18 protein-coding genes are annotated in these 22,704 nt (G+C 61.1%); 8 read left to right on the top strand and 10 right to left on the bottom strand.

Translation table 11 applies throughout. The features are described from left to right. Window positions 1-8 precede the first annotated feature (8 nt). From AB0N65_RS09510 to AB0N65_RS09495, 4 genes are all read right to left on the bottom strand, one after another. Window positions 9-4,838 carry an NAD-glutamate dehydrogenase gene (locus tag AB0N65_RS09510; protein WP_364160468.1) on the bottom strand — a complete coding sequence of 1,610 codons (4,830 nt, stop codon included), beginning with the start codon at window positions 4,836-4,838 and terminating at the stop codon, window positions 9-11. Between the two features lie 243 nt (window positions 4,839-5,081). Further along, window positions 5,082-5,894, bottom strand: coding sequence for an MBL fold metallo-hydrolase (locus tag AB0N65_RS09505; RefSeq protein WP_364160466.1), 813 nt, complete (start codon window positions 5,892-5,894; stop codon window positions 5,082-5,084). Window positions 5,895-6,012: 118 nt separating this feature from the next. Next, window positions 6,013-7,218, bottom strand: a complete 1,206-nt coding sequence (locus AB0N65_RS09500) for a NosD domain-containing protein (RefSeq protein ID WP_364160464.1) — start codon at window positions 7,216-7,218, stop codon at window positions 6,013-6,015. A 67-nt stretch (window positions 7,219-7,285) separates the two neighbouring features. Next, window positions 7,286-7,495 carry a hypothetical protein gene (locus AB0N65_RS09495; RefSeq protein ID WP_364160462.1) on the bottom strand — a complete coding sequence of 70 codons (210 nt, stop codon included), beginning with the start codon at window positions 7,493-7,495 and terminating at the stop codon, window positions 7,286-7,288. A 436-nt stretch (window positions 7,496-7,931) separates the two neighbouring features. Between AB0N65_RS09495 and AB0N65_RS09490 the strand changes: the two genes are divergently transcribed. From AB0N65_RS09490 to AB0N65_RS09465, 6 genes are all read left to right on the top strand, one after another. Then, a complete protein-coding gene (locus AB0N65_RS09490) occupies window positions 7,932-9,212 on the top strand; it encodes a sugar ABC transporter substrate-binding protein (RefSeq protein ID WP_364160460.1) in 1,281 nt (426 codons plus the stop codon). 71 nt (window positions 9,213-9,283) lie between these two features. After that, on the top strand, window positions 9,284-10,171 hold the full coding sequence (locus AB0N65_RS09485; protein WP_364160458.1) for a sugar ABC transporter permease: 888 nt from the start codon (window positions 9,284-9,286) through the stop codon (window positions 10,169-10,171). Between the two features lie 173 nt (window positions 10,172-10,344). After that, entirely contained in the window at window positions 10,345-11,208 is an 864-nt protein-coding gene (locus tag AB0N65_RS09480) for a carbohydrate ABC transporter permease (RefSeq protein ID WP_364160725.1), read from the top strand. An 83-nt stretch (window positions 11,209-11,291) separates the two neighbouring features. After that, a complete protein-coding gene (locus AB0N65_RS09475; RefSeq protein ID WP_364160456.1) occupies window positions 11,292-12,335 on the top strand; it encodes a LacI family DNA-binding transcriptional regulator in 1,044 nt (347 codons plus the stop codon). Between the two features lie 38 nt (window positions 12,336-12,373). Beyond that, the gene (locus tag AB0N65_RS09470) at window positions 12,374-13,945 is read left to right on the top strand and encodes a glycoside hydrolase family 32 protein (RefSeq protein WP_364160454.1); all 1,572 of its coding nucleotides are present in this window, start codon (window positions 12,374-12,376) and stop codon (window positions 13,943-13,945) included. Between the two features lie 21 nt (window positions 13,946-13,966). Then, entirely contained in the window at window positions 13,967-15,307 is a 1,341-nt protein-coding gene (locus AB0N65_RS09465) for a NosD domain-containing protein (RefSeq protein WP_364160452.1), read from the top strand. A gap of 59 nt (window positions 15,308-15,366) precedes the next feature. Here AB0N65_RS09465 and AB0N65_RS09460 read toward each other — a convergent pair whose 3' ends face one another. From AB0N65_RS09460 to AB0N65_RS09440, 5 genes are all read right to left on the bottom strand, one after another. Further along, entirely contained in the window at window positions 15,367-16,185 is an 819-nt protein-coding gene (locus AB0N65_RS09460) for an MBL fold metallo-hydrolase (RefSeq protein ID WP_364160450.1), read from the bottom strand. 21 nt (window positions 16,186-16,206) lie between these two features. After that, a complete protein-coding gene (locus AB0N65_RS09455; protein ID WP_364160448.1) occupies window positions 16,207-16,860 on the bottom strand; it encodes a DedA family protein in 654 nt (217 codons plus the stop codon). A 97-nt stretch (window positions 16,861-16,957) separates the two neighbouring features. Further along, entirely contained in the window at window positions 16,958-17,587 is a 630-nt protein-coding gene (otnC, locus tag AB0N65_RS09450; protein ID WP_364160446.1) for a 3-oxo-tetronate 4-phosphate decarboxylase, read from the bottom strand. Further along, a complete protein-coding gene (gene otnK, locus AB0N65_RS09445) occupies window positions 17,584-18,900 on the bottom strand; it encodes a 3-oxo-tetronate kinase (RefSeq protein WP_364160444.1) in 1,317 nt (438 codons plus the stop codon). Before otnK ends, otnC begins: the two co-directional genes overlap by 4 nt. Further along, complete coding sequence (locus AB0N65_RS09440) at window positions 18,901-19,695, bottom strand: aspartate/glutamate racemase family protein (RefSeq protein ID WP_364160442.1); 795 nt, start codon at window positions 19,693-19,695, stop codon at window positions 18,901-18,903. It abuts the gene before it with no gap. A 300-nt stretch (window positions 19,696-19,995) separates the two neighbouring features. Between AB0N65_RS09440 and AB0N65_RS09435 the strand changes: the two genes are divergently transcribed. Further along, a complete protein-coding gene (locus tag AB0N65_RS09435; protein WP_364160440.1) occupies window positions 19,996-20,340 on the top strand; it encodes a cupin domain-containing protein in 345 nt (114 codons plus the stop codon). Between the two features lie 80 nt (window positions 20,341-20,420). On the opposite strand, the gene AB0N65_RS09430 is transcribed toward AB0N65_RS09435, so the two are convergent. Then, window positions 20,421-21,323 carry a LysR substrate-binding domain-containing protein gene (locus AB0N65_RS09430; protein ID WP_364160438.1) on the bottom strand — a complete coding sequence of 301 codons (903 nt, stop codon included), beginning with the start codon at window positions 21,321-21,323 and terminating at the stop codon, window positions 20,421-20,423. A gap of 168 nt (window positions 21,324-21,491) precedes the next feature. Between AB0N65_RS09430 and solA the strand changes: the two genes are divergently transcribed. After that, on the top strand, window positions 21,492-22,676 hold the full coding sequence (gene solA / locus AB0N65_RS09425; RefSeq protein ID WP_364160436.1) for an N-methyl-L-tryptophan oxidase: 1,185 nt from the start codon (window positions 21,492-21,494) through the stop codon (window positions 22,674-22,676). Window positions 22,677-22,704 lie beyond the last annotated feature (28 nt).

The following is a 22,704-nucleotide window of genomic DNA, read 5'->3' as shown; positions in this document are numbered from 1 at the left end:
CCCAGCCCTCACCGCCGTACCAGGGTCCGCAGGAGCTTGAGGGCCACGGAGATCGAATCGATGTCCACTTGCCCGGGTTTGGTGACCTCCGCAAAAGTGTCCTTGATGCGACGCAGTTGCTCCTGGTGGCCACTCTCCCATTCAACAAGGCGCTCCATGGCAGCTACCCCCTTGGCACCGGGGGTGGTCTGCAGGACTGAAAGGGTCATGTCTGCCACGGCGGAGTAAACGTCGTCACGCAGGGCAGCACGCGCCGAGGCTTCCCAGCGGTTCTGCCTGGGGAGGTCGGTGATGCGCAGCAGCAGGCCCAACGCACCGATGCGGTGGAAAACCGCGTAGTACAGATCGGCGATCATAGCGGGGGGTTCTTCCACCCGTTCGGCCAGGAGCGAGATGTCAAGCAGCCCGAAGCTCTCCAGCAGATCCGACGCACGCTTCACCAATTCGCGCGGCATCCCTACGTCGTTCCAGCGCGCAATCCTGTCCTCCGTGTGGTCACGATCGGAGCCGCGCAGAAACTCCCGGGTCCTGGTCAGGAGCAGTTCAAACGTCGGAGCGATTCTGCCCAAAGCCACGGTAACGGGCTGGTCCCGGTGTTCGTGCGTCACGTACCAGCGCGTTGCGCGGTCCAAGGCCCTGCGCAGGTACAGGGCAACTTCTGCAGCGTACTCTCCGGGGAAGTCTGCTGGAAGTGCCGCCAACCTACGCGTGATCCACGGCAGGTTGTACACCTCACGGACCACCACGAAAGCCCTGGCGACCGCCGCCGCGGTGGCGTTGGTTTCCTCAATAACGCGGAAGGCAAAAGTGATTCCCCCAAGGTTGACCATGTCGTTGGCCAGGACCGTACAGATAATTTGCCGACGCAAGGGGTGTTCGTCCAGTGCCTCTTCAAAACGTTCCGACAACTGGCGGGGGAAGTAGTCGCGGAGCACGCGCCTGAACCACGGATCGTCCGCCAGGTCGCTGGCAATGAGGTCCTTGGCCAGCTCGATTTTTGCGTGCGCCGCAAGTACAGAAAGTTCCGGCGAGGTGAGCCCAATCCCTGCGCGCAGCCTTTCGTGGAGTTCCTCCGTGCTGGGAAGGCCCTCCAGGTTGCGATCCACCTCTGCAACGTCCTCAAGCCAATCCATCATCCGTTCAAAGCCGGGGCTCAACTCCACTACGAGGTGCCGGTCATTGAAAAGCAGGATGTTCTGGTTCACGTTGTTTTCCAGAACCAATCGGGCTACCTCATTGGTCAGGGACTGGAGCAAGCCTGCCCGTTCCGCGGTGGGCAGCCTGCCTGAGGCGATCACACGGTCAACGAAGATCTTGATGTTGACTTCGTGGTCCGAGCAGTCCACACCGGCTGAGTTGTCTATGGCATCGGTGTTGAGGAGGACACCGGCAAGGGCAGCGTCTATCCGCCCACGCTGGGTGATTCCCAGGTTCCCGCCCTCTGCCACTATCCGCGCCCTCAGTTCGGTACCGTTAACCCTCAAAGCATCGTTGGCTTTGTCACCAACTTCAGCGTGGCTCTCAATGGCCGCCTTAACATATGTACCGATGCCACCGTTGTAGAGAAGATCAACCGGGGCCCGGAGAATGGCTTGAATGAGGACATGCGGCGGCAGCTGGGCAGTTCCGGGCGCCAGGCCGAGCGAGGTCCGGACCTCCTCAGTGATTCCTATTGCCTTGGCACTCCGCGAATGGACGCCCCCTCCCGGGCTGATCAGCGACGGTTTGTAGTCGGCCCACGACGAGCGGGGTAGGCGAAATAGACGCTGGCGTTCTTCGAATGACGCCCCAGCATCAGGGGACGGGTCGAGGAAAATGTGGCGATGGTCGAATGCAGCCAGCAGACGTATGTGGGGTGAGAGCAGCATTGCGTTTCCGAACACGTCCCCGCTCATGTCTCCGATGCCCACAGCTGTGAAGTCAGATCTTTGCGGGTCCATTCCCAGCTCGTTGAAGTGGTGCTTGACTGACTCCCAGGCGCCGCGCGCTGTGATGCCCATCTGCTTGTGGTCATAGCCCACCGAGCCGCCCGAAGCGAAGGCATCGCCCAGCCAGAAGCCATACTCCTGCGCGACGGCATTAGCGGCATCGGAAAAGGACGCTGTGCCCTTATCCGCTGCAACAACAAGGTAATAGTCGTCGCTGTCGTGCCGCACCACACCCTGAGGAGGGACCACCTTTTCTCCTCGTGACGTGATGACCAGATTGTCCGTGAGGTCCAACAGACCCCGGATGAAAATCCGGTAGCATTCCAAGCCCTCTTCCAACCATGACTGCCTGTCCGAGGCGGGGTCAGTGAGTCGCTTGGGATAGAAACCTCCTTTGGCTCCTGCCGGGACAATGACCGAGTTCTTCACTTCCTGTGCTTTGACCAGTCCCAGGATTTCGGTGCGGAAATCCTCGCTCCGGTCAGACCAACGCAGACCCCCGCGGGCGAGGTCTCCGAAGCGAAGATGAACACCCTCAAGGCGTGGTGAGTAGACCCAGATCTCGTATTTCGGTCGCGGCACAGGGGCATGGGAAATCACTGTTGGATCCAGCTTGACGCTCAGTTGGGGCTTGTTCAGGAAGTAGTTGGTCCGCAGCGTCGCTTCCACCAGGTCCATGAACGTACGAAGGAGCCGGTCAGCGTCGAGCCCCGGGACTTCGTCAATCGCGGCCTGCAGCTCCTTCCTGGCCGCAGCAACATTCCTGAAGCGGCGGGAGTCGTCCAAACCGGGATCGAACTTAGCGTGGAACAAGGCCAGGAGCGCGTGTGTTGCCCGGGGGTTGCCTACAAGTGTGTCCGCGATGAATCCATAGGAGTTCGTCGTCCCCAACTGCTGGAGGTACTTCGCGTAGCTTCGTAGGATTGTCGCTTGCCGCCAGTCCACGCCCTGACCAATAACGAGCGCGTCGATCTGGTCGGATTCGGCATCCCCCCGCATGGCAGCGGCGAAAGCATCTGCGAGGAGTCCGCTGCGGGCGTCTGGATCAGCACCCATCGGATACTTCACCCGGAGGTCGTAAAGATACACGGACTGTCCGCTGCCGTGAAAAAGTTCGAAGGGTCGTTCCTCCAGCACCTCTACACCGAGGTTGTGCAGTAAGGGCAGGATCTGGGTAAGGCTTCTGGGCGCCGTCAGATAAAGGCGGATCCGGGCATCCTCCTGCTGCTTGAGCGAAGCGCTGGCCGTCGCTCTGTAAACCTTGAGCAGGGGATCACCCACGGGTCCACCGCCTGTACCGCCCACATGCAACGTCTCAAAAGCGATAATGTCCTTTACGGCAATGTCCGTCCCGTAAACCGCGCTATAGCTTAGTGGAAACGCGTCCAACCACCGTTCAGAGAGCCGGGCGGCCTTTACAGGAGGGAAATGATCGCGAATTGCATTGCCGAGCATTTCCTTCCAGGAGCGGACACCTGATGTCAGGTGCCTCTCGAGTTCGGAAAAGTCGACGACCGTTGCCCCGGACGCTGTGGCTTCCAACGCAGGGGCGTTGACGTGCACCCGGAAAAGCACGCAGACCACGGGGGACCGCGCCGGCATCACCGTGACGTGGACGGATTTCGCCCTGATGGCCTGCTTTAAATTCTGTTCCATACGTAGCCGCACGGCTGTGGTGTAGTGATGGCGGGGTAACAGCACCAGACTTGAGACGAACTGCTCGGAAGAGCGGGGCCAGGGGAGCACTCGCATCGCTTGGAGCACCTCGGAACGAAGTATCTCGGCCGCTGGAACGGCGAGTTCGTCCGCCTCAAGACGAAAGAGCTCATCGCGTGGAAATGATTCCAGGATGGCCAGCACTTTCCCAATTTGGGGGGACGGGGGCCTGAACCCTAACCGTTCCACAACGGCCTGCACTTTGTCCCGGATGATCGGAATCCGCTGGACTGACTGCTGGTCGGCCGCCGGCGTGAAGAGTCCCGCGAACCTCCGTTCCCCGATGACCTTACCGCTCTCGTTTAACGCCTGTAGGCGCACTTCGTCCAGAAATGCTGCCCGTAGGACGGTGGACCGCGCACCAGAGCCCACAATAGTCAGTATCTGATGCCCGCCATGTAGCGCAGGTCCCCGCTCGGGTGTGACTTCGTCCAACCCAGGCCGCCTCAAGAGACCCAGCGAAGAACCTCCCCGCTCTGTCAGCAACTGCTTGCCGCCCGCCGTCGTGAGCTCATATTCCGTGTATCCAAGCAGCACGAAGTTGCCGGCCTTCAACCAAAGAAGCAACTGACGGTACTGCTCTCGTGCCGGAACAACGGCTATGGACGATTCCTCCACCGAGGCCACGGCCTCGGCGAATTTTCGGTGGATGGCCGCGGCGTCGTCAGCCACCATGCGCACATCCTCCAACACCGTATGCAGTCGGTCTGTCAGATCCTTCATCGCTGCGGCGTCTGCGAGCCTGCCGATTTCTGCCGTGACCCACGTCTCGCGTATTCCGTGGGGCATCGGTAAGTCCAAGAGTCCTTCTCTTGGTGGGCCGGGGATGACCTCCAAGAGTCCGTTGGTATGACTGTCGCGCACTACTTCGAACGTGGGATGTACGAGCAGCCGGACGGACGCATCTTCAAGCGTGAGTTCCGCCCTGATGGAGTTCAGCAGGTACGGCATTTCTTCAGCCACCACTGACACAATGCTTACGTCGAGTTCGTTTGAAATGTTGACTAGGGTCTGTCCGGGCATGCGCCAGGATGCCAAGTCAAGATGGTGCGCCGCTCTGGCACGCAGGATGTCGGAGCTGTAGCCCTTCAGTTCCTCTGTAGGTACATGGGCGTAGTACCAGGCGAGGAACTTGTCGTCCGGCTTGATGTCACCGGCACGGGCATTGCCCGGGCGGCGTGATTTCGCTGACATGGCAATGCGCCTCCACAACGCGGGGTGCCCGAAGACTGCCGTTGGTTATCTCGGCGCCGCGCATGATCTCATCATCGCCGCCGCTCAGCGACGCGTCCAGAGTATGTACGTCCATAGTCCCGCTCTCCCGACCGGGTTCGTCTGCTGGTAAGGGGTTCCCATGCCGTCGAATCCCGATCAGGCCTACCTTCTTCTTGGCATATGGGCGGAAGAGTTGCTTCAACATGAGTATCGTGGGCCCACTCAGGTCAGATGGTCGAAGTCTCCCCGAGCCCAGGCAGCGTGCCTTTGGGCGGAATCTTTCAGCACCTGCTTTGCACCTGATGCGATGATGTTGTTGAAGTTGCCATAGATGCGGTCGAAAGCGAGCTCACCGAGCTGAGCCGCGATGCGGAGGGCGACGGCACCGGACAGCGGTAGGTGGTTGGGGTAACTGCGCATGAAGGATACGGATCTGCGGTCCGGGTTGGAGAATACGCTGTCGCCGGTCAGCAGCACCCCTTTGCCTTCTGCCCCTGCGGTCCAGAGTGCTACCGAGCTGCCGGGGAAGTGCCCGCCTGTCTGATGCAGCGTTAGTCCCTCGGCGATTGTCGTGCTGCCCGACCACAAGGTGACGTTTGCATCGTCGCGTCCCAACCATTGCCGGTCCGCTTCTGAGACAAGCACCGGGACGTCGCCGAGACGGCGGGACCACTCCACCTGAACACCGTACATATGCGGATGACTGGCCGCGATGGCCAGCACCGGTCCGTGCTCAAGCACTCGCTGAACGGCGGAGTCGTCCACGAAGCCGACCGGATCCCACAGCAGTGAGCCGGCAGGTGTAACCAGGAGCTGGGAGGTCTGGCCGATTCCCACCTTTGGCTCCACCCTGATCGCAAAGAGTCCCGGCTCGTTTTCCGTCATCATGACCTGATGGCCGGACCGTTCCAAGTCCTTCAGTGTGAGCCACTCTTGCCCGGATTCCGGAACGTACTGTCGCTCGTCGGTGCAGATCGGGCACAACTCCGGTGTTGGTTCGTCGCGTTCGACTGCACAAGTTCCGCAAATCAGCATGGGCGTTTCCCTCCCGGTGTCGCTGGCGATCGCCCTGCACCCTCAGCAGGCCAGTGGCCTTAGCCTAGGGCAGGTAAGAGTCCCGAGGAAGTGAAGGAGCGCAGGATCAAGCCGGCGCCTACGGCGTAGGCCTGAATGCGTAGTTGGACGCGTAACGCACAACTTGGTTGTTGTCTCCGCTATCCAGCACCTTGGACCCGGAGGTGGACGCGTCCAGGACCACGGTGTGCACCGCGATGGCTGACACCGTGTTGTTGGTGGCGATGTAATTGTTGCTTCCCGAAGCGACCAGGATGATGGTGGGCGTCTGTCCGGATGGCGTGACCGACCCGGAAGGGACGTCATAGCTGAAGTGGTTGCCGGTTACGGTGTTGCTGTTGCCTGCGATATGCACCAGCCCGAAAAGGTCGTCCAGTCCGTTGTTGTATGGCTTCAAGGGATCAAACGGTTCCATTTGCCGCAGGAAGTGGTTCGCTCCCACGAGGTTTTCCGTGCAGCTTCCTTCGAAGTTCACCATGCCGGGGTAGAAAGCATGGAAACGATTGGACGTAATTGCAGAGCGCGTGCAGTTCTTGAAATGCACGCTGCTCTTGCCTCGTGGAAAGACGTTGTTGCCGGTCACCAGCAGGCCCATGTGGCCCTCAGCGAAGATTGAGAATCCCACGTAGCCGGCGCCGATCAGGTTGTCTGTGACTTTTGAGGCCTGGCCCGAGCCGGTCAGCTCCACGCAGGAGCCGCATTCTGCGAGGAAGTTGCCGCTGACGCTAAGGGCGTCAGTGTCCCGGACAACCAGTCCGTGTTCCAGGTACACCATGCCCATGCCTTCTACCCGGCATGAGTCGTTGGCGGAATCGAAACGGATTCCGGTTTTCCCGTTGACGTAGGAATTCTGGTTGGAATTGAAGGAGACGCCGTCCAGGCAGAAGTTCTGGAAGACGACGGAACTGAGGCGCGGGTCGCCCGTGCGATGAACCCGGAAGGCGTCGGTGTTCCCGTCCGTGTTTTCCACGCGCACGCGACTGCCGCCCGGGTTGATTTCATGCCAGCTCGAGGTGTTTCCGGCGTTGTAGCGAATGCTGCTGGAGGTGAATCCATGCCCGGAACCGCGGATGGTCAAGTAGCTGACATCCACGTTCACGCGGGTCTTCAGGGAGTAGTCTCCGGGCGGGATGTAGACCACTGCGCCGGGTTTGGATGCTTGGCTGGTCTGTTGGGATTTCACGTCGGCGATGATGCTGTTGATGATGAGCCCAATGTCGTTGTAGGGCGTTGCGGACGGGTTTCCGGGGACGGACCAGGTGGTGACGTCGTAAACGGTGGTCAAGGCGTGTTCTCCTCTGATCTTCGGGTACTTGCTTGAGTGGCAATGCGGGTGTTGCGGGATTGGATCGCTAGAGCAGGCCGATGATTCCGCGGTGGTTCGGCGTAGCCTGCGGGCCTTTCACGTCGGCAGGCTTTGCAGGATGACGGTTTTCGGCGGCCTTTTGGGCAGCCTTTCGGGCCAGTGCCCCCTCGGCGGACATCACGACGACGGTGCAAGCGGCTGCCGCTGCTGGAATCAACCGGAGGATGCTCCTTCGGCTAACAGTTCCAGGGTTCATGGTTCTCCTTTGAACGGGTTGATGGTGCGGGCGGGGGAGTTCGCCGGGAAGAGTGCTGCCTCGTTGTTGACGAGCGCGTAGAGCGGATGCACCAGTCAAATGCACGGTGCGGCACAGGCGATGGCGCGAGAGGCGGGAAAAGTGTGCGGCCTCAAGGGCACGGCCATAAGGGTGTGCCGCAATTTCCGGAGAACTTGCCAAAATTGCCAAATCCGCCAAAATATGCCAAAACGGTTTTTCTTCCGGCGACGATGACTTTAGGCCCGGGTCGCCCAGTGCGTCAAGAGCCTCCGATGCCTGGCAAAGTGACGCTTGACACGTTGCGAGAACTAGCCATATGGTTTTGCCAAGTCGTTTTGGCAAAACGATTTTTCATCTTCACCGTTACTCCCACCCACCAACCAGCTTCCGTTCAAGAGAAAGTGAGTCGACAGCGATGTCCACTCGAAACACCATCTCCCGACTCGTCACCCTTGGTGGCCTGTGCACTGCGGTGGCACTCGCGGCCACAGGCTGCGGTGCCGGCGGTCCGGCGCCCACTTCCGGCAGCGCCTCCAGTTCCGTCAATGTCCTCGTCGAGGCCGGCGGGCACGCTGAACTCACCGGCGTTGCCGAGCAATGCAAGAAGGATGCAGGCATCGACGTCAACTTCGTCGAACTGCCGTACGACGGCATGTTCAACCGCCTGTCCAGCGAGTTCTCTTCCGGCAACGTCTCTTTCGACGTCGCGGCCTTGGACTCCGTGTGGCTCCCCAGCTTCAAGGACGCCGTCCAGCCAATCGACGAACTCTTCACCGACGAGGCCAAGAAGGACATCTTCCCCGCCTTGGTGAAGGAAGCAAATGTGGACGGCCACTTCATCGGCATGCCGGCATGGACCAATGCCGAGATCATTCTTTACCGCAAGGACCTTTTCGAAGACTCCAAGAACAAGTCCGAGTTCCAGGCCAAGTACGGCTATGAACTCGCGGCTCCAAAAACCTGGAAGCAGTACCAGGACATCTCCGCGTTCTTCACCAAGGACGGAATGTTCGGAACGGACGTCAAGGGCGCGGTGGAAACGGAATGGCTGGCCCACGTGCTCCAGGCCGGTTCCCCTATGGTCCTTGACGACAACAACAATGTGGTGATCGACAACGCCGCCCATAAGGAAGCCCTCGACTTCTACGTAAGCCTGGCCAAGGATGCCCCCAGCGGTGCCGCGCAGGTTGACTGGGCTGCAGCGCAAAACCTGTTCAACCAGGGCAAGACTGCCATGACGCGTTTCTGGGCCCACGCGTACCGCCAGATTCCCGCCGATTCCCCAGTGGCTGGAAAAGTGGGAGCCGCAGCGATGATTGGCGGCAGCGCCGGCGTCGCGGGTGTTCCGGGACCGTGGTACCTCTCCGTACCCAAGGCAACCAAGAACACTGATGCTGCGAAGAAGTTCATCAAGTGCGCGTACGACCACAACAGCATGGGCATCGACTCCAAGCTCGGCCTGGCATCGCGCATCAGCGCCTTCGAGAAGTACCAGGACCAGCCCGGATACGAGAGCTTCAAGCCATTGATCGAGACGCTCAACGCCCCTGCCACCGCGACCCGTCCTGCAACGGCCAAGTGGCAGCAGATTGTGGACACGGTCCTCATCCCGTTGCTGCAGAAGGCAGTTGCCGGTGGCGATACCTCCGCCCTCCTGGCCGATGCCAAGAAGCAGATCCAGGACCTCCTGAAGTAAGACTCCGCGGCCGGCGCCTTGAACGCAACAGCCGGCGCCAGCCGCGGTCCCAACCAGCAGAAAAGAACACCGTGCGTATCTCCGATCGCCGCTTCGCCCTCTTCCTGATGACGCCCGCGGCACTGTTCCTGGCCGTCTTTGTTGCCTACCCGCTCTTCCGCCTCGTGGCCGACAGCTTCTTCAAAATTTCGCCGATCGCCGGCGGACCCCGTGATTTCGTGGGATTCGAGAACTACGTGACGGCCTTCGCCTCCGAGGCCTTCACAAGTGCCGGATGGCGCACCCTCGCCTACACGGTGGTGGTGGTGACCCTCGAATTCGCCCTCGGCCTGGGCATGGCCCTGCTCTTCACCACCCTGGGCCGGAAATCCCAGATTTGGCGGACAGTCTTCCTCTACCCGCTGATGATCGCCCCGATCGTGGCAGGCCTGTTGTGGAAGTTCCTGATGATCGACAACTTCGGCCTCATCGGCACCCTCCTTCACCAAGCAGGGATCCTCGAAAATCCCAACCAGATCGGGTGGCTCTCCGACCCCGGCATCGTGTTGTTCTCGGTGGCCATCCCGGATATCTGGCTCACCACGTCCTTCATGTGCCTGGTGCTCTTCGCAGGACTGCAGAACATCCCCGGCGACCTGATCGAGGCGGCCCGCCTTGACGGCGCAAGGGCACCGGCACTCCTGTTCCGGATCATCCTTCCGTTGCTGCGGCCCGTCATCGCCGTGGCATTGGTGGTCCGGGGGATCGACGCCGCGAGGGCCTTCGATACCATCCTCATCCAAACCAACGGCGGGCCGCAGTCGGCATCGGAAACCATGAGCCTGCTGATCTACCGGACCATGATCCGCTTCGGAGACCCGGGGCTTGCCAGCGCCATGGGAACCATCTACTTGCTCGCGATGCTCGCCGTCGCCTTCTTCGCGGTAGCCACCATCTGGCGGCCAGGAAAGGACACCTGATGATCACCGCAGATTCAATGTACGACGGCGGCAGGCCGGGCCCTGCTGCAGCCTCAAGCAGGCGCCGCGCGGCAATGGCCGTCCGCCTGGCAGCGGCGAAGAACCCCACGAAGACGGGAGATGTCGCCACCAAACCCGGGCTCCCGCCGTCGAGCACTGCGAACCCCCAACCGATGCGCAAGCGCCGTGGGGTCAACCGCGAAGGCCTCGAGGCGGGCCGCCGCAGCACACGAACCATCCTGTGGATCCTGCTGGCAGTGGCCATGGTGCTCTACGGCTTCCCGTTCCTGTACCTGCTGTTTACATCGTTCAAGACACCGATCGACACCATCGCTGTTCCACCCACGATCCTCCCCAAGGAATGGACACTGGAGAACTATGCCAACGCGCTTGGTCGCGGCGGCGTAGTCGCCTCTTTCATCAACAGCATCCAAACGGCCGTCATCAGCACCCTGCTGTCACTGGTCCTCGCTGTGCCTGCCGCGTACGGGATCACCCGCTACAAGACGCCCAGCGGCCGGGTGTTCATCATGGCAGCACTGGTGACCCGGATGGTGCCGCCGGTGGCCATCGGCATTCCCTTGGCGTCCATGATGGCATCGGCTGGCCTGGCCGATACTCCGATCGCACTGTCCATTGCGCACACGACGATCTCGTTGCCGCTCTCGATCTGGCTGATGTCCAGCTTCTTCGAAGCGGTGCCCCGTGACCTGGAGGAAGCAGCAACCGTGGACGGCTGCAGCAGGCTGGGCGCCCTGTGGCGGGTGGTGATTCCCGTGGTCTCGGGAGGTATCGCCGTCACCGCGATCTTCGCCTTCCTCGCTTCGTGGAACGAGTTCCTCTTCGCGTTGCTCATGACCGCCATCCGCTCGCAAACCACGCCAGTGGTGATTGCAAATTTCCAAACCCAGTTTGGACTCGACTGGGGCTCCATGACCGCACTCGCGGCGGTGTACTCCATCCCCGTGATCCTCCTGACGCTCCTCTTGCAGCGCAAGATCGTGGCAGGCATGACGCTGGGCGCGGTCAAGGGCTAGCGCCGTCACGGCGCCCGACGCAACAACCAGTAGCCTACTGATAGCCCCGCGGGCATCACCAACCATAAGGACGTGGAAGACAGATGAACAATAAGAACATCGGCATCAAGGACGTAGCGGTTGCAGCCGGCGTCTCCGTGACGACTGTCTCCCACGTCCTGAACGATGTTTCGTACGCCAGGATCAGCCCCGAAACGCGGGACAAAGTCAGGGCCGCTGCGGAGGAACTGGGCTACGGCCCCAACCGTCTTGCCCAGGCTCTCCGCACGCAACGGACCGGCATGCTGGGCTTGGTCAGCGAGGATATCGCCACCACGCCGCACGCGGGCAGGATCATTCTTGGTGCCGACGAGGCCGCCAAGGCCAGGGGCTACAACCTCATGATCATCAACACCCCTGGCTCCTCCACCCTCGAATCCAGGCAGGCGGATGTCCAGGCTCTCCTCGAGCGCCGGGTGGACGGCATTCTCTACGCCACCATGTACCACCGCAACGTGGAGCTGCCGGACAACCTCGGCAGCGTACCCTCGGTCCTGGTGGACTCGGTGGCGACCAGCGGAAGCATCACTGCCGTGATTCCCGACGAAGAAGGTGGTGCCCGCACTGCGGTTGCCGCGCTCCTTGAAGCGGGGCACACCCGGGTGGGCTTCATCAACAACACTGATGATGTGCCTGCAACCCGCCAGCGGCTCCAGGCCTTCCGGGCCAAGCTGACGGAAGCAGGGCTCGACGGCGACGCGGCACCTGTGGAGTCCGAGATCTCCGAGGTGCAGGGTGGCTATGAAGCCGCCCGCAGGATTCTGGCCCGCGAAAGCCGACCCACGGGCTTGTTCTGCTACAACGACCGGATGGCGATGGGCGCCTACCGAGCGGCGGCAGAATTGGGACTCAGCATTCCGGAGGACCTGTCAATTGTCGGCTTCGACGACCAGGAACTGATCGCCGCCAACCTTTATCCGGGCCTCACCACGGTGGCCCTGCCCCACTACGAAATGGGTGCCTGGGCCACAGAGCACCTGATTGACGCCGTCGAGGGGAAGACCGATCTTGCCCTCATGGCACTTCACCCGACCATTTTGAGCTGCCCGCTGGTGCGCCGCGATTCCATCACCGCGCCCCGCCAGTAGGCCGCCAGCCCTTCCACGTCCCAAAAGGAATGCCAGATATGTCCAGTAGCCTTGACGCTGCACGCCCGGAAACAGCCCCGGCCGAAACCGGCAGGTTCCGGCCCGCCATTCACTTCACGGCAAGGGATACCTGGCTCAATGATCCCAATGGCTTGGTCTTCTACAACGGCCTGTACCACCTCTTCTTCCAGAACAACCCGTACGACAACGTTTGGGGCAACATGTCCTGGGGCCACGCGACGTCTCCCGATCTGCTGCACTGGACCGAACACCCCGTGGCCATCGCCTGCGACGAACGAGAGGACATCTTCTCCGGCAGCGTCGTGGTCGACCACCGGAACACGTCCGGTTTCGGTACAGCGGATAAACCCGCCCTGGTGGCCATCTACACGAGCGCCTTCAAGTCGGGCACGGAACACAGCGGCATGCAGGCCCAGTCCCTGGCCTACAGCCTGGATGCCGGAATGACGTGGCATAAATATGCGTGCAATCCCGTCCTCACCAGGAACTCGGCCCACTTCCGCGATCCCAAAGTCTTCCGCTACTCCGGCGAACAGGGCGCGTATTGGGTGATGGTCGCCGTCGAAGCTGTGGAGCAAAAGGTGGTCTTCTACCGTTCGGAGGACCTCAAATCCTGGAACTTCCTGAGCGACTTCGGCCCCGCCAACGCTGATGCCGGAGAGTGGGAATGCCCGGACCTGTTTCCCCTTCCGGTGGACGGGGATCCGGACAACATCGCGTGGGTCCTGATCGTGAACGTAAACCCCGGTTCTGTGGCCGGTGGTTCCGGAGGCCAGTACTTCGTAGGGCACTTCGACGGCGTCCGGTTCCTTCCGGACGCAGGTTCACTCGTGGCGCCGGCGGGACTTGCTTCCCTCCCGGACGCCTCCGAAGCCTTGAAGCAATGCCTTTGGCTGGATTGGGGACGCGACTGCTATGCCTCGGTCTCCTTCAGCAACGCTCCGGATGGCAAGCGCATCATCATTGGTTGGATGAACAACTGGGACTACGCCAACGAACTCCCAACCGCACCGTGGCGGTCATCGATGACCATCGCGCGCGAGGTGAGCCTCACCGCCGTCGACGGCTCCGCCCGCCTTGTTCAGCGGCCGGTTCTGAGCGGAACTGCCTCAGGTGCCGGACCTTCTTTCCAGGACCGCCTGGCCACAGGCGCCGTTGAGCTGGGACATGCGGCCGTCCGCTTGCCGGATGCCGTGCCCGGCAGCGCGCAGGTTATCGAGGCCGAAATTATGCCTGGAACTGCCGGTCGAATTGATTTCCGGTTCTTCGAGACCGGCGACGGGAGTAACGGCACGATTCTCAGCTACGACACGAGCCGGGCACGGCTCACGCTTGACCGCAGGAAGTCGGGAAACACCGATTTCCACGAAAAGTTTGCTTCCGTGGAATCAGCGCCGGTTGATCTTGAAAACGGTGTGCTCCACCTGTTGATCATCGTGGACCACGGCTCGGTGGAAGTATTCGTCAACGGCGGGAAGGTAGTCCTGACAGATCTGGTATTTCCCCCGGCCGGTGCCGTGGGGAACCGGCTGGTTGCTGAGGGAGGCCCGGCAACACTGCGGAAGCTCTCGGTCTCGACACTCGCCTGACAACACAAAGGGAAGAATTACATGTCCAGCAACAACTACTACGACGTCACCGCGTGGCCCGTCGGCAATCCGTCCGAAGACGTCGGCGAGGTCATCAACAGCATCATCGCTGACATCAAGGCCCGGCAGAACAACTCCGACGTGGACGATGGCGGGAAGCCCGGCGCGGTGATTTACCTTCCGCCCGGCGATTACCGCCTTCGTACGCAGGTGGTCATCGATGTCAGCTTCCTCAGGATCCAGGGCTCGGGACACGGATTTACGTCATCGAGCATCAGGTTCAACGTTCCCGACGACGAATGGCCGGGCCTGCATGAGCTGTGGCCAGGTGGCAGCCGCATTCTGGTCGACATTCCCGTCAGCAAAGCGGGGGAGGCCTCCCAAGGGGCCGCCTTCTTCGTCCACCGTGACGGAAGCCCGCGGATAAGTTCCGTGGAGTTCTCAAACTTCTGCATCGATGGCCTGCACTTCACCCCGGATGGCTCGGGGTTGCCTGCCGAGAACACCTACGTCAACGGCAAGACCGGAATCCACGTGGCGAGCGCTAATGACTCCTTCCGGATCAACGGCATGGGGTTTGTCTATCTGGAGAATGCGCTCACGATCCACAATGCGGACGCGCTGTCCATCCACGACAATTTCATCGCTGAATGCGGAAACTGCATCGAGCTCCGCGGCTGGGGGCAGGCATCAAAGATCACCGACAATTTGATCGGGGCGGGCTTCAAGGGCCATTCGATCTTTGCCGAAAACCATGGCGGTCTCCTGATTACTGCGAACAACGTGTTCCCCCGTGGGGCGAGCAGCGTCCACCTTGTGGGTGTCACGCGTTCAAGCGTCACCAACAACCGACTGCACTCGTTCTACCCGGGGATGGTGATTCTCGAAGCGAACAGCTCGGAAAACCTTGTGGCCACGAACCATTTCCTTCGCGACCACGAGCCTTGGACGCCGTTCCTGGGCGTCGATAACGGACTGGACGACGTCTACGGACTTCTCTGCGTCAGCGGCAACAACAACTCTGTTGTCGCCAACCACTTTTCCCACATCCTGGATTCGCAAAGCATCCGGCCGGCAGGTGCGACACCTGTCATCATCCGGTTGCTGGCAGGGAACGGCAACTTCGTCTCCAACAACCACGTGGTGGCGTTGGACGTTGACTCCGCGTCGAGTGATTCCTGTTTCGCGGCCCAGGTGGATGCCTTACTGACCACCGCCGCCTCCCACAGCGTGGACGTGGCCGCCGCCGTTGTGGCGCCGGAGTCAGTCCGGAACACCATCCTGGATTCAGGAACTGCCGCGCAGGTTATCGCTGACAGGGCAGTCAACGCCGTCAGGGCTACTCCGGCGATTGGATCCTAGGCCGGGGCTGTCATCCTGCCGTGCGGTCTCTGCATAGGGCGGCGGCACCTCAGGGGGCGTTACCCGGCGTCGCCGTTATGCTCCCTGGTGGCAAGCCGCTCGAGCTGCCATTGGTGAACGTCCGGCAGCCAGTCCAGCGTGGCGGAAGGACCGACCCGCGGGTCGTGCGTCACCTTGCCGTCCCGAATGTCACAAACATAGGCGAGGTCCTGCTCAATACGTGCCTTTAGCTGATCGGCCCCTCCCACGGAACCGTGGCCGGGGACAACCGTCCGCACTTCGTGGGCCATGTTTTCGAAGATCTGCAACGCGGCGATGTAATCGCCCAGCGGATCCTTCGCTTCCAGGTCCAGGAACGGCATCAGGATGTCAGAAAGCATGTCGCCGGCGACGAGGACGCCTGGACCGTCGATCAACACCGCTGCGTGGCCGGGGGCGTGGGCTTGATGCTCGATGATACGGGCTTTGGGCCCATTCCACGGGATGCGGGTTGCTCCCTCCGGGAGGCCAGTGAGGAGGCCAAGCAGTTCCATGGGAATGTCCCCGGCATACTCCGGTGGAAGGCCTTCGGCAACGCGGTCCTTCCAGTCCGCGTGTGCGAGGAGGCTGTGGAGCGAGTCCGAGCACCGGGCTGTACCGTAGCGCGGCACCTTGCCGAAGTCCCGGTGCCAAAGTACGTGATCCCAGTCAGGGTGGGTCGAGAAGCCGGCAACAACGGGCTCGCCAAGCCCACGTAAGTCACGGGCAAGGCACGACATTTCGGCGGTCGTTATTCCCGGGTCGATCAGCAGCACGCCGTCATCGCCTTGAACCACAACGGAATTGCTCTGAATGAAGTCGCTCTCATGGACCAGAACGCCTTCAGCGACTTCCCTCAACAAAAGTGGCCTCCCGCTTGTTTAGTTCGAGGCGTCCTTGCGCTTCTTAAGACGGCGGACGACGAGCCATACAATGAACGCTCCCAGCCCAGCGTACAAGGCGTAATTGAGGAAGCGGGAGTACTGGTCAACGAGGTGATACTGCGCTCCAAGCAGCGCACCCAAACCGATGAGCAATGAGTTCCAGAGGCCGGTCCCTGCAAGTGTGAAGAGACTGAACGTCATAAGGTTCATGCTTTCAGCGCCCGCGGGCAGCGAGATGAGGCTTCGCACGCCCGGGAGGAGCCGACCGAAAAAGATGGCCGACTTGCCATGGCGTTCGAACCAATCGGCCGCTTTCTCGAAGTCCTCGCGATCCATCAACGGCAGTTTGGACAACAGACGGATGGACCGTTCCATGCCCACCTTGTAGCCAAGCCAGTACAGCAGGAGCGCACCGGCATAAGCCCCCAACGTGCTCGTGATAAAGACCAGGACGATGTTCATGCTCCCTTGCCGGGTGAGGAAACCGGCGAGGGGAAGGATCACCTCGCTGGGAACAGGTGGAAACACCGTTTCCAAGAGGGTCAGAAAGCCAACTCCCCATTCGCCCAAGGCATCGATGATCCGCGCCACGACACCAAGAAATCCAGTCAGTTCATCTACCGGACTTTCCGTTCTGATGAGGAGTGGCAAATGAGGTCTGCTTTCTGGAGGAGGGAGGGAACGTACTCACGATTAAACGCCCTCGGGCAAGAACATGAGCATAGGCGGGGTCCTGCGTGGCGCACGGCTACCCGCGGGATGCAGCAAGCCGGGCTACCTGTTCGGGTTGGAGAGGTCGTGTGGCGTGCCCTTGGAGCAGTAAGTACAGGCGCGCTGTTTCTTCCACTTCCTCTGCTGCATCCACTGCCTGTGCCAAGGAGAGTGCCGAAACGATCGGCCCGTGGTTGGCCAGCAGCAGTGCGTGGCTGGAGAGGGCGGCCCGTTGGGCCGCTTCGCCCAGTCCTTGGTCTCCGGGCGCAAAATAGGGCAACCGGGTCAGCCTCCCAACCCTCATCACGAAGTAGGCGGTCAGCGGCGGCAGAACGTCATGGTCGTCCAGATTATCCAGACACGAAACGGCCGTGGCGTAAGTGGAATGCAGATGGACGACAGCCTGGTCCTGAGGCCGCGCTTTGTACATCGCCAAATGCAGAAATGCTTCTTTGGACGGGCGGGCTCCGGAAAGGTGGTCGCCTGTTTCCGAAACCAACGCCAGATCATCTGTTCCAAGTTCCCCCAATGAAGCGTTGGTGGGTGTGATGAGCATCCCGCCGTCCACACGTGCACTGAGGTTTCCTGATGTCCCCCTGGTCAAGCCTCTCTGATGCAGTGACCTTGCCAAACGGACGAGTTCGTTGCGGCAGTCCATTCCGGTCATAGGTTGTCATCCCATGCGTCAAGGAAGAGTGTTGGACCGCCCAGGTTTCCCGATTTGAGCAAGAGGGATAGTGAAGGTGCGGTTTGCGTTGTCAGCCAGGGGACGCCGGGGGAGGCTTGTTTGCCGACATGCGCCGTGGTGACGCCAAGCCTGCGGACTACAGCGCCGGACGTTTCTCCGCCGGCGACGATAAGCTGCCTACATCCCATACCGACGAGTCCTTCGGCGATTGCTGCCAGGCTGTCTTCGGTAATAGCAGCGGCCCGGACCTTACCAAGCTTCCTCTGGGTTCGGATGACGTCCTCGGGGGAGGCAGTGGAATGAATCAGGATGGGGCCGCGCGGAAGGTTCTCCCTCGCAAAGTTCAGCGCCTGGGCGATCACGTCCCGTCCTTCTGCGACGGCAACGGGGTCCACGAGGAAGCAGGGACGAAGCTGCCGGAAAGTTGCGATCTGGGCGTTCGTCATCTCGGAGCAACTGCCGGCGATGATCGCCGCCGGTCCGGTTGGCCTGGCCGCTGGTGTTGACTTCGGTGGGACGCTGGATCTGCGTGCAGCAGCCAGACCTCCGACGAGTCCTGATCCGCCGGTGACAAGGGCGTGATCGAACACTGCAGCCCCCAGCACTTCGAGGTGGCGGTCAGTGAGTGTGTCGACGACGACGTACCCGGTTGCGTCGTCCCCCAGGTTTTGGAATTGGGACCGAACGGCTGCCGCACCGGCTTCAATCGTGCTGTAGCCTACGTGGCCGACGGGGGTTGTGGTTTGGGCTTGGAGCAGCCTGGGCACGTTCGAATCGGACATCGGCGTCAGCGGGTGATGGCGCATTGATGATTCCTGGAGGAGATCTGTTCCCGCGAACAACACCCCGTTGTATACGGTCCGTCGCAGTGCAGGCGTTCCAGGAGCTACAACGGTCACTTGGCCCGCAGCGGCAAACTCTTCCCGCAAGGCATCTGCGACGGGCCCGATGTTTCCCTCAGAAGTGGAGTCGAATGTCGAGCAGTACTTGAAGTAGAGCTGACGAACCCCGCATGATCTGAGGGCCCGCGCCGCAGCGAGCGACTCTTCCACCGCCTCCCCGGGGGACACGCTGCGGGTTTTCAGGGACACAACGATGCAGTCGACGTCCTGCGGCGGGACGGTCAGGTCGGGGATACCGAAGGTCTGGACCACACGCATCCCGGCGTCCACGAGGGTGCCCGCCACATCGGAGGCGCCCGTGTAATCGTCGGCGATGACTCCAAGCCATGGGACGTCGGATTTCATGTGATTGTTGGGCATGGCGGGTTCTTCCTCGGGTAGGGACGTCATTTACTGATCCTGGCGTCCGAAAAGAGCGCTGAGCTGTGTCATGCCGGAGTCGGGGGAAGCGAGGACAACCGGGCCTCCGGGCCGGTCCCGAATGTGCTCGATGGCTCGGGCCATGGACGCTTGTGCAAGAACGACTACGTCGCAATCTGCTGCCAGTTCAGCGAAAGAGTCGAGGACAAGGCTGTCATGCAGTTCCCGGTTTCCCGCGCGCAGGGCGTCGAAAGCGCCTTCGGCCTTCACAGCCGTGATGTGGGGTTTCTTGTTCTGCTTTTTGGCTGAGTCCTGGACGAGCCGTGTGGTTGGGCCAAGCGTCGCCGACAATGTCGCTAGCACGCCGATCCTGTGTCCGGAGGCGACGGCGAGATCAGCCATGGGAGTGTCGATGCGCAGCACGGGAATCGAAACAAAGTCCTGGGCAGCGGTGGCCGCTTCGCCAACGGAGGAGCAGCTCACGAGCAGTGCATGGGCTCCCGATTCCTCGGCATAGCGGGCATAGGCGACCAGTCGCCGTCGAACATGTCCGGGGGCTGTTCCCTCGGCAATGGTGTCCTGCAGCAAGGATTCGTCCACGAAGTGCAGCACGCGGAGACGCGGAACCAGGTTCCAGGCCAGGTGCTCCATATCAGTGACAAGCCCGGGGACAGTGTGGAGCATTGCAAGCAGTGGAGTTCGGCTCATGGTCAGGCCTGCTGTCGCGCGATGGTCCGCGCGGGGTAATTGGTGGGGAGGTGAGTCATAAGTTGGGGTCCTTTCCTTGGCGGACGCGGTGGTCTTGAGTCCCTGGTCGGCGGACATAGGGCAGTCTTCTGGGCTGGAGTTCCGGTCAGATCAGCGTAAAAGACAAGAAGCGTCTGATTATCACCCCTCACCGCAATGCATTATTGCCAGGAGCGAAAGAAGCTCATCGCATTCCATGGAACCTCCTGGCCGCGCTCCCTGTAACACTCCTGCCCCGACAACGAAACCTTTATGCGCCGCCTATCGTCAATTGTTGACAATTGCTAGGGTGATTAGAGTGCTCTTCCGAGGAAGGAAGGGCCTGCCACTACTAAGGGCCCAGCCCGCGAAGGAGCAGCCATGGTCAAGGCGACCGTTATGAATGACGCAACAACAGCAAACCCCGGGGAACACAAACCCAAGGAGACTTCAACGACCCCCGGGCAGACGGAAGTGTCCTTCCGCCTGTGGAACAGGGACGATCTCAAGACCGGTATCTGGGAAGTCACTCCGGGAGAGTTCAAGAGCACCCGACCCGGCTACGACGAGATCTGCCAGATCCTGAGCGGGAGTGGAACCATCACCGAGCCGGATGGCAGCAGTTTTGAAATCGGACCCGGTACCCTCTTCGTCACCCCCGCAGGCTGGGAGGGCCACTGGACCATCCGCGAAACCGTTCGCAAGATGTGGGTTGTTAAGGACGTCCAGGAAACGAAGGAATAGTCAGGCCTGACATGAAGGGTCCGGGGCGGCAGCAGCTGTCCCGGACCCTTTTTGGCATCTTTCGTGGTTGTTCCCTGCAACTAAGAGCCTAACCTCGCTGCAAGGCCATCCCGCAGGTGCTCAATCGCCGCGGTGATGCGACGCGGTGTTCTCACGGTGGCAGGGTAGAGGGCAAATATGTCGGCGCTGGGCGTGGGCACGTCGGCGAGGACCTGCTGAAGCGCTCCCTGCTGTATCAGTGGATTGACGTGCCACGTTGAGCGCATCACCAGGCCCATGCCCTGGACGCACCAGTCAGTCACCACGTCACCGTCGTCACTGATCATGCTGCCCCTGACGTCTACGTACTGCTGCTCCTTTTCGCCAAAGCGCCACAGTGAGTAGTCGGCGTTGTTCTCGCGCAGGACTATGCAGTTGTGCCGTTCAAGGTCCCTGATGGTGCGTAGTGGCGGGGCGCTGTCCATGTAGCTGGGCGCCGCGCACACAATCCGTCGGTTCCGCGCCAGCAGTTTTGCTTTGAGCCTTGAGTCCGAAAGTCCGCCGACCCGGATGGCGATATCGAAATTCGTACCCGAGATGTTCAAGGGCAGCGGTGAAAGTTCCAGGTCTATCTGGATCAACGGGTGCTGCCGGGCGAAGTCCGCTAGCAGGGGCGCAATGTGCGTGCGGCCGATCCCAGGGCTGGAACGAACGGCGATGCGTCCCCTGAGCTCAACATGGTGCACTGACAATGCTTCCTCAAGATCGGATTTCTGCTGAAGGATGGCCAATGCTCCGGCCGCATAAAGCTGTCCCTCTTCGGTGAGGGTGAGCTTGCGAGTGCTGCGCCTGACCAGTGGCACGCCCAGCCGCGATTCGAGGGCGGCAAGGCGTTTGCTGACCGCTGAAACCGACTTTCCCCAGTTCCTGGCCGCCTCGGTCAGGCTCTGCGAACGGGATACCTGTTCAAAGAAATCCAAATCATCGATTGAGCTGAGATCCATGGCTGCTTCTTTCGCTTAGGGAAACAATGCATTGTCTCATATGCCCTTATCTGGTGTCTTCTTGTGTCATACGCTGGTTTGACTGAAAGCGCGTCCCACGGAGAGCCGCCTCAAGAGGCGGGCCGGAATCGGTCCATGGCGTGCAATAAGGGAAAGCAAGGTAGAAGTATGACTGCACTCGAAACTGACGTTGTCATCGTCGGTGTTGGCTCGGTAGGAAGCATGGCGAGCTGGCAACTCGCCGCCCGTGGTGTGCGGGTCATCGGAGTGGACAGGTTTTCGATCCCCGGCCCGTTCTCTGCCTACGCGGGGGAATCGCGCATTTTCCGCAAGGTGTACGCAGAAGGTGGGCACTACACACCCCTCCTGAAGAGATCCCAGACCCTCTGGCGTGACCTGGAGAAGGTCAGCGGCGCCGACCTGCTTCACACGACGGGCGCCCTCACGATCTACGACGAGAACAATCCGCGGTTGACAACACTTCTTGACGCGGGGAAAACCAACGGATTGGACTTCGAGTTTCTTCGCGGTGACGAAGCGAGGGCACGGTACCCCGAGCATGTCATCAGGGACACTGACGTCACTGTTCTTGACCCCGAGGGAGGTTACCTGAAGTCGGAGAAGGCCGTTACGGCCGCGTTGGCAGAGGCCACCCGTCTTGGCGCCCGATTCCTGGGAAACCGGAAAGCCCGGACCGTTGAAAAGCACGGTGACCGGTACGTCGTCCGGACCGACCAAGAAGAGATCATTGCCTCCCGGGTGATCCTCTCGCAAGGCAATGGTGCCGGTGCTGTGTGCAAGGAACTCGGTGTTCACCTTTCCGTCCTGCCGCAGATCCTGACCTGGTTTCCGGCCACGGAACCGGCAGCCTTCTGCAGGGAAGACATGCCGGTCTTCCTCAGGAGGGCGGAGGAAGACGGGCGGCCGGACAAGGCACAGTTCTACGGATTCCCTAGCGCGGACGGTTGGACGGTCAAAGTGGTCGCGAGCATATTCCTGGATGAGGTTGACTCCATGGAAAAGCCTCCCACGTGGGACCCTGCACACCTGGACACCATCCGGGCCTGGGTCCGGGAGTTCATCCCCGGCCTGATGCCTGAACCCCTGCGGGTTGCCGTGTGTGCGGACGGTCATCTGCCGGACAAGACCGGGCTGTTCGGGACGGTGCCCGGAATGGAGGGCGTCGTCGTCACGGCCGGCCTTTCCGGCCACGGCTTCAAATTGGCCTCCGCCTTGGGAGCTATTGCCGCCGACCTCCTGCTGGACGGAAAAACAGCCACGGATGTCAGCTTCATGGATGCTGCCAGGTTCCTCGGACCAGACATGAAATTCACGTCCTTGGCTCTCAGCTAAGCCGCACGAAGAATAACTATGACAAGAA

The organism is Paenarthrobacter sp. NPDC089322 (assembly GCF_040684895.1).
GTDB lineage: Bacteria > Actinomycetota > Actinomycetes > Actinomycetales > Micrococcaceae > Arthrobacter.
This window is presented reverse-complemented; position numbering and strand designations above follow the sequence as displayed.

Coding starts and splice junctions, on each gene's coding strand:
- AB0N65_RS09510 (WP_364160468.1), bottom strand. CDS start 4,838: ATGTCAGCGAAATCACGCCGCCCGGGCAATGCCCGTGCCGGTGACATC.
- AB0N65_RS09505 (WP_364160466.1), bottom strand. CDS start 5,894: ATGCTGATTTGCGGAACTTGTGCAGTCGAACGCGACGAACCAACACCG.
- AB0N65_RS09495 (WP_364160462.1), bottom strand. CDS start 7,495: ATGAACCCTGGAACTGTTAGCCGAAGGAGCATCCTCCGGTTGATTCCA.
- AB0N65_RS09490 (WP_364160460.1), top strand. CDS start 7,932: ATGTCCACTCGAAACACCATCTCCCGACTCGTCACCCTTGGTGGCCTG.
- AB0N65_RS09480 (WP_364160725.1), top strand. CDS start 10,345: ATGCGCAAGCGCCGTGGGGTCAACCGCGAAGGCCTCGAGGCGGGCCGC.
- AB0N65_RS09475 (WP_364160456.1), top strand. CDS start 11,292: ATGAACAATAAGAACATCGGCATCAAGGACGTAGCGGTTGCAGCCGGC.
- AB0N65_RS09470 (WP_364160454.1), top strand. CDS start 12,374: ATGTCCAGTAGCCTTGACGCTGCACGCCCGGAAACAGCCCCGGCCGAA.
- AB0N65_RS09465 (WP_364160452.1), top strand. CDS start 13,967: ATGTCCAGCAACAACTACTACGACGTCACCGCGTGGCCCGTCGGCAAT.
- otnC (WP_364160446.1), bottom strand. CDS start 17,587: ATGACCGGAATGGACTGCCGCAACGAACTCGTCCGTTTGGCAAGGTCA.
- otnK (WP_364160444.1), bottom strand. CDS start 18,900: ATGACGTCCCTACCCGAGGAAGAACCCGCCATGCCCAACAATCACATG.
- AB0N65_RS09440 (WP_364160442.1), bottom strand. CDS start 19,695: ATGTCCGCCGACCAGGGACTCAAGACCACCGCGTCCGCCAAGGAAAGG.
- AB0N65_RS09435 (WP_364160440.1), top strand. CDS start 19,996: ATGAATGACGCAACAACAGCAAACCCCGGGGAACACAAACCCAAGGAG.
- AB0N65_RS09430 (WP_364160438.1), bottom strand. CDS start 21,323: ATGGATCTCAGCTCAATCGATGATTTGGATTTCTTTGAACAGGTATCC.
- solA (WP_364160436.1), top strand. CDS start 21,492: ATGACTGCACTCGAAACTGACGTTGTCATCGTCGGTGTTGGCTCGGTA.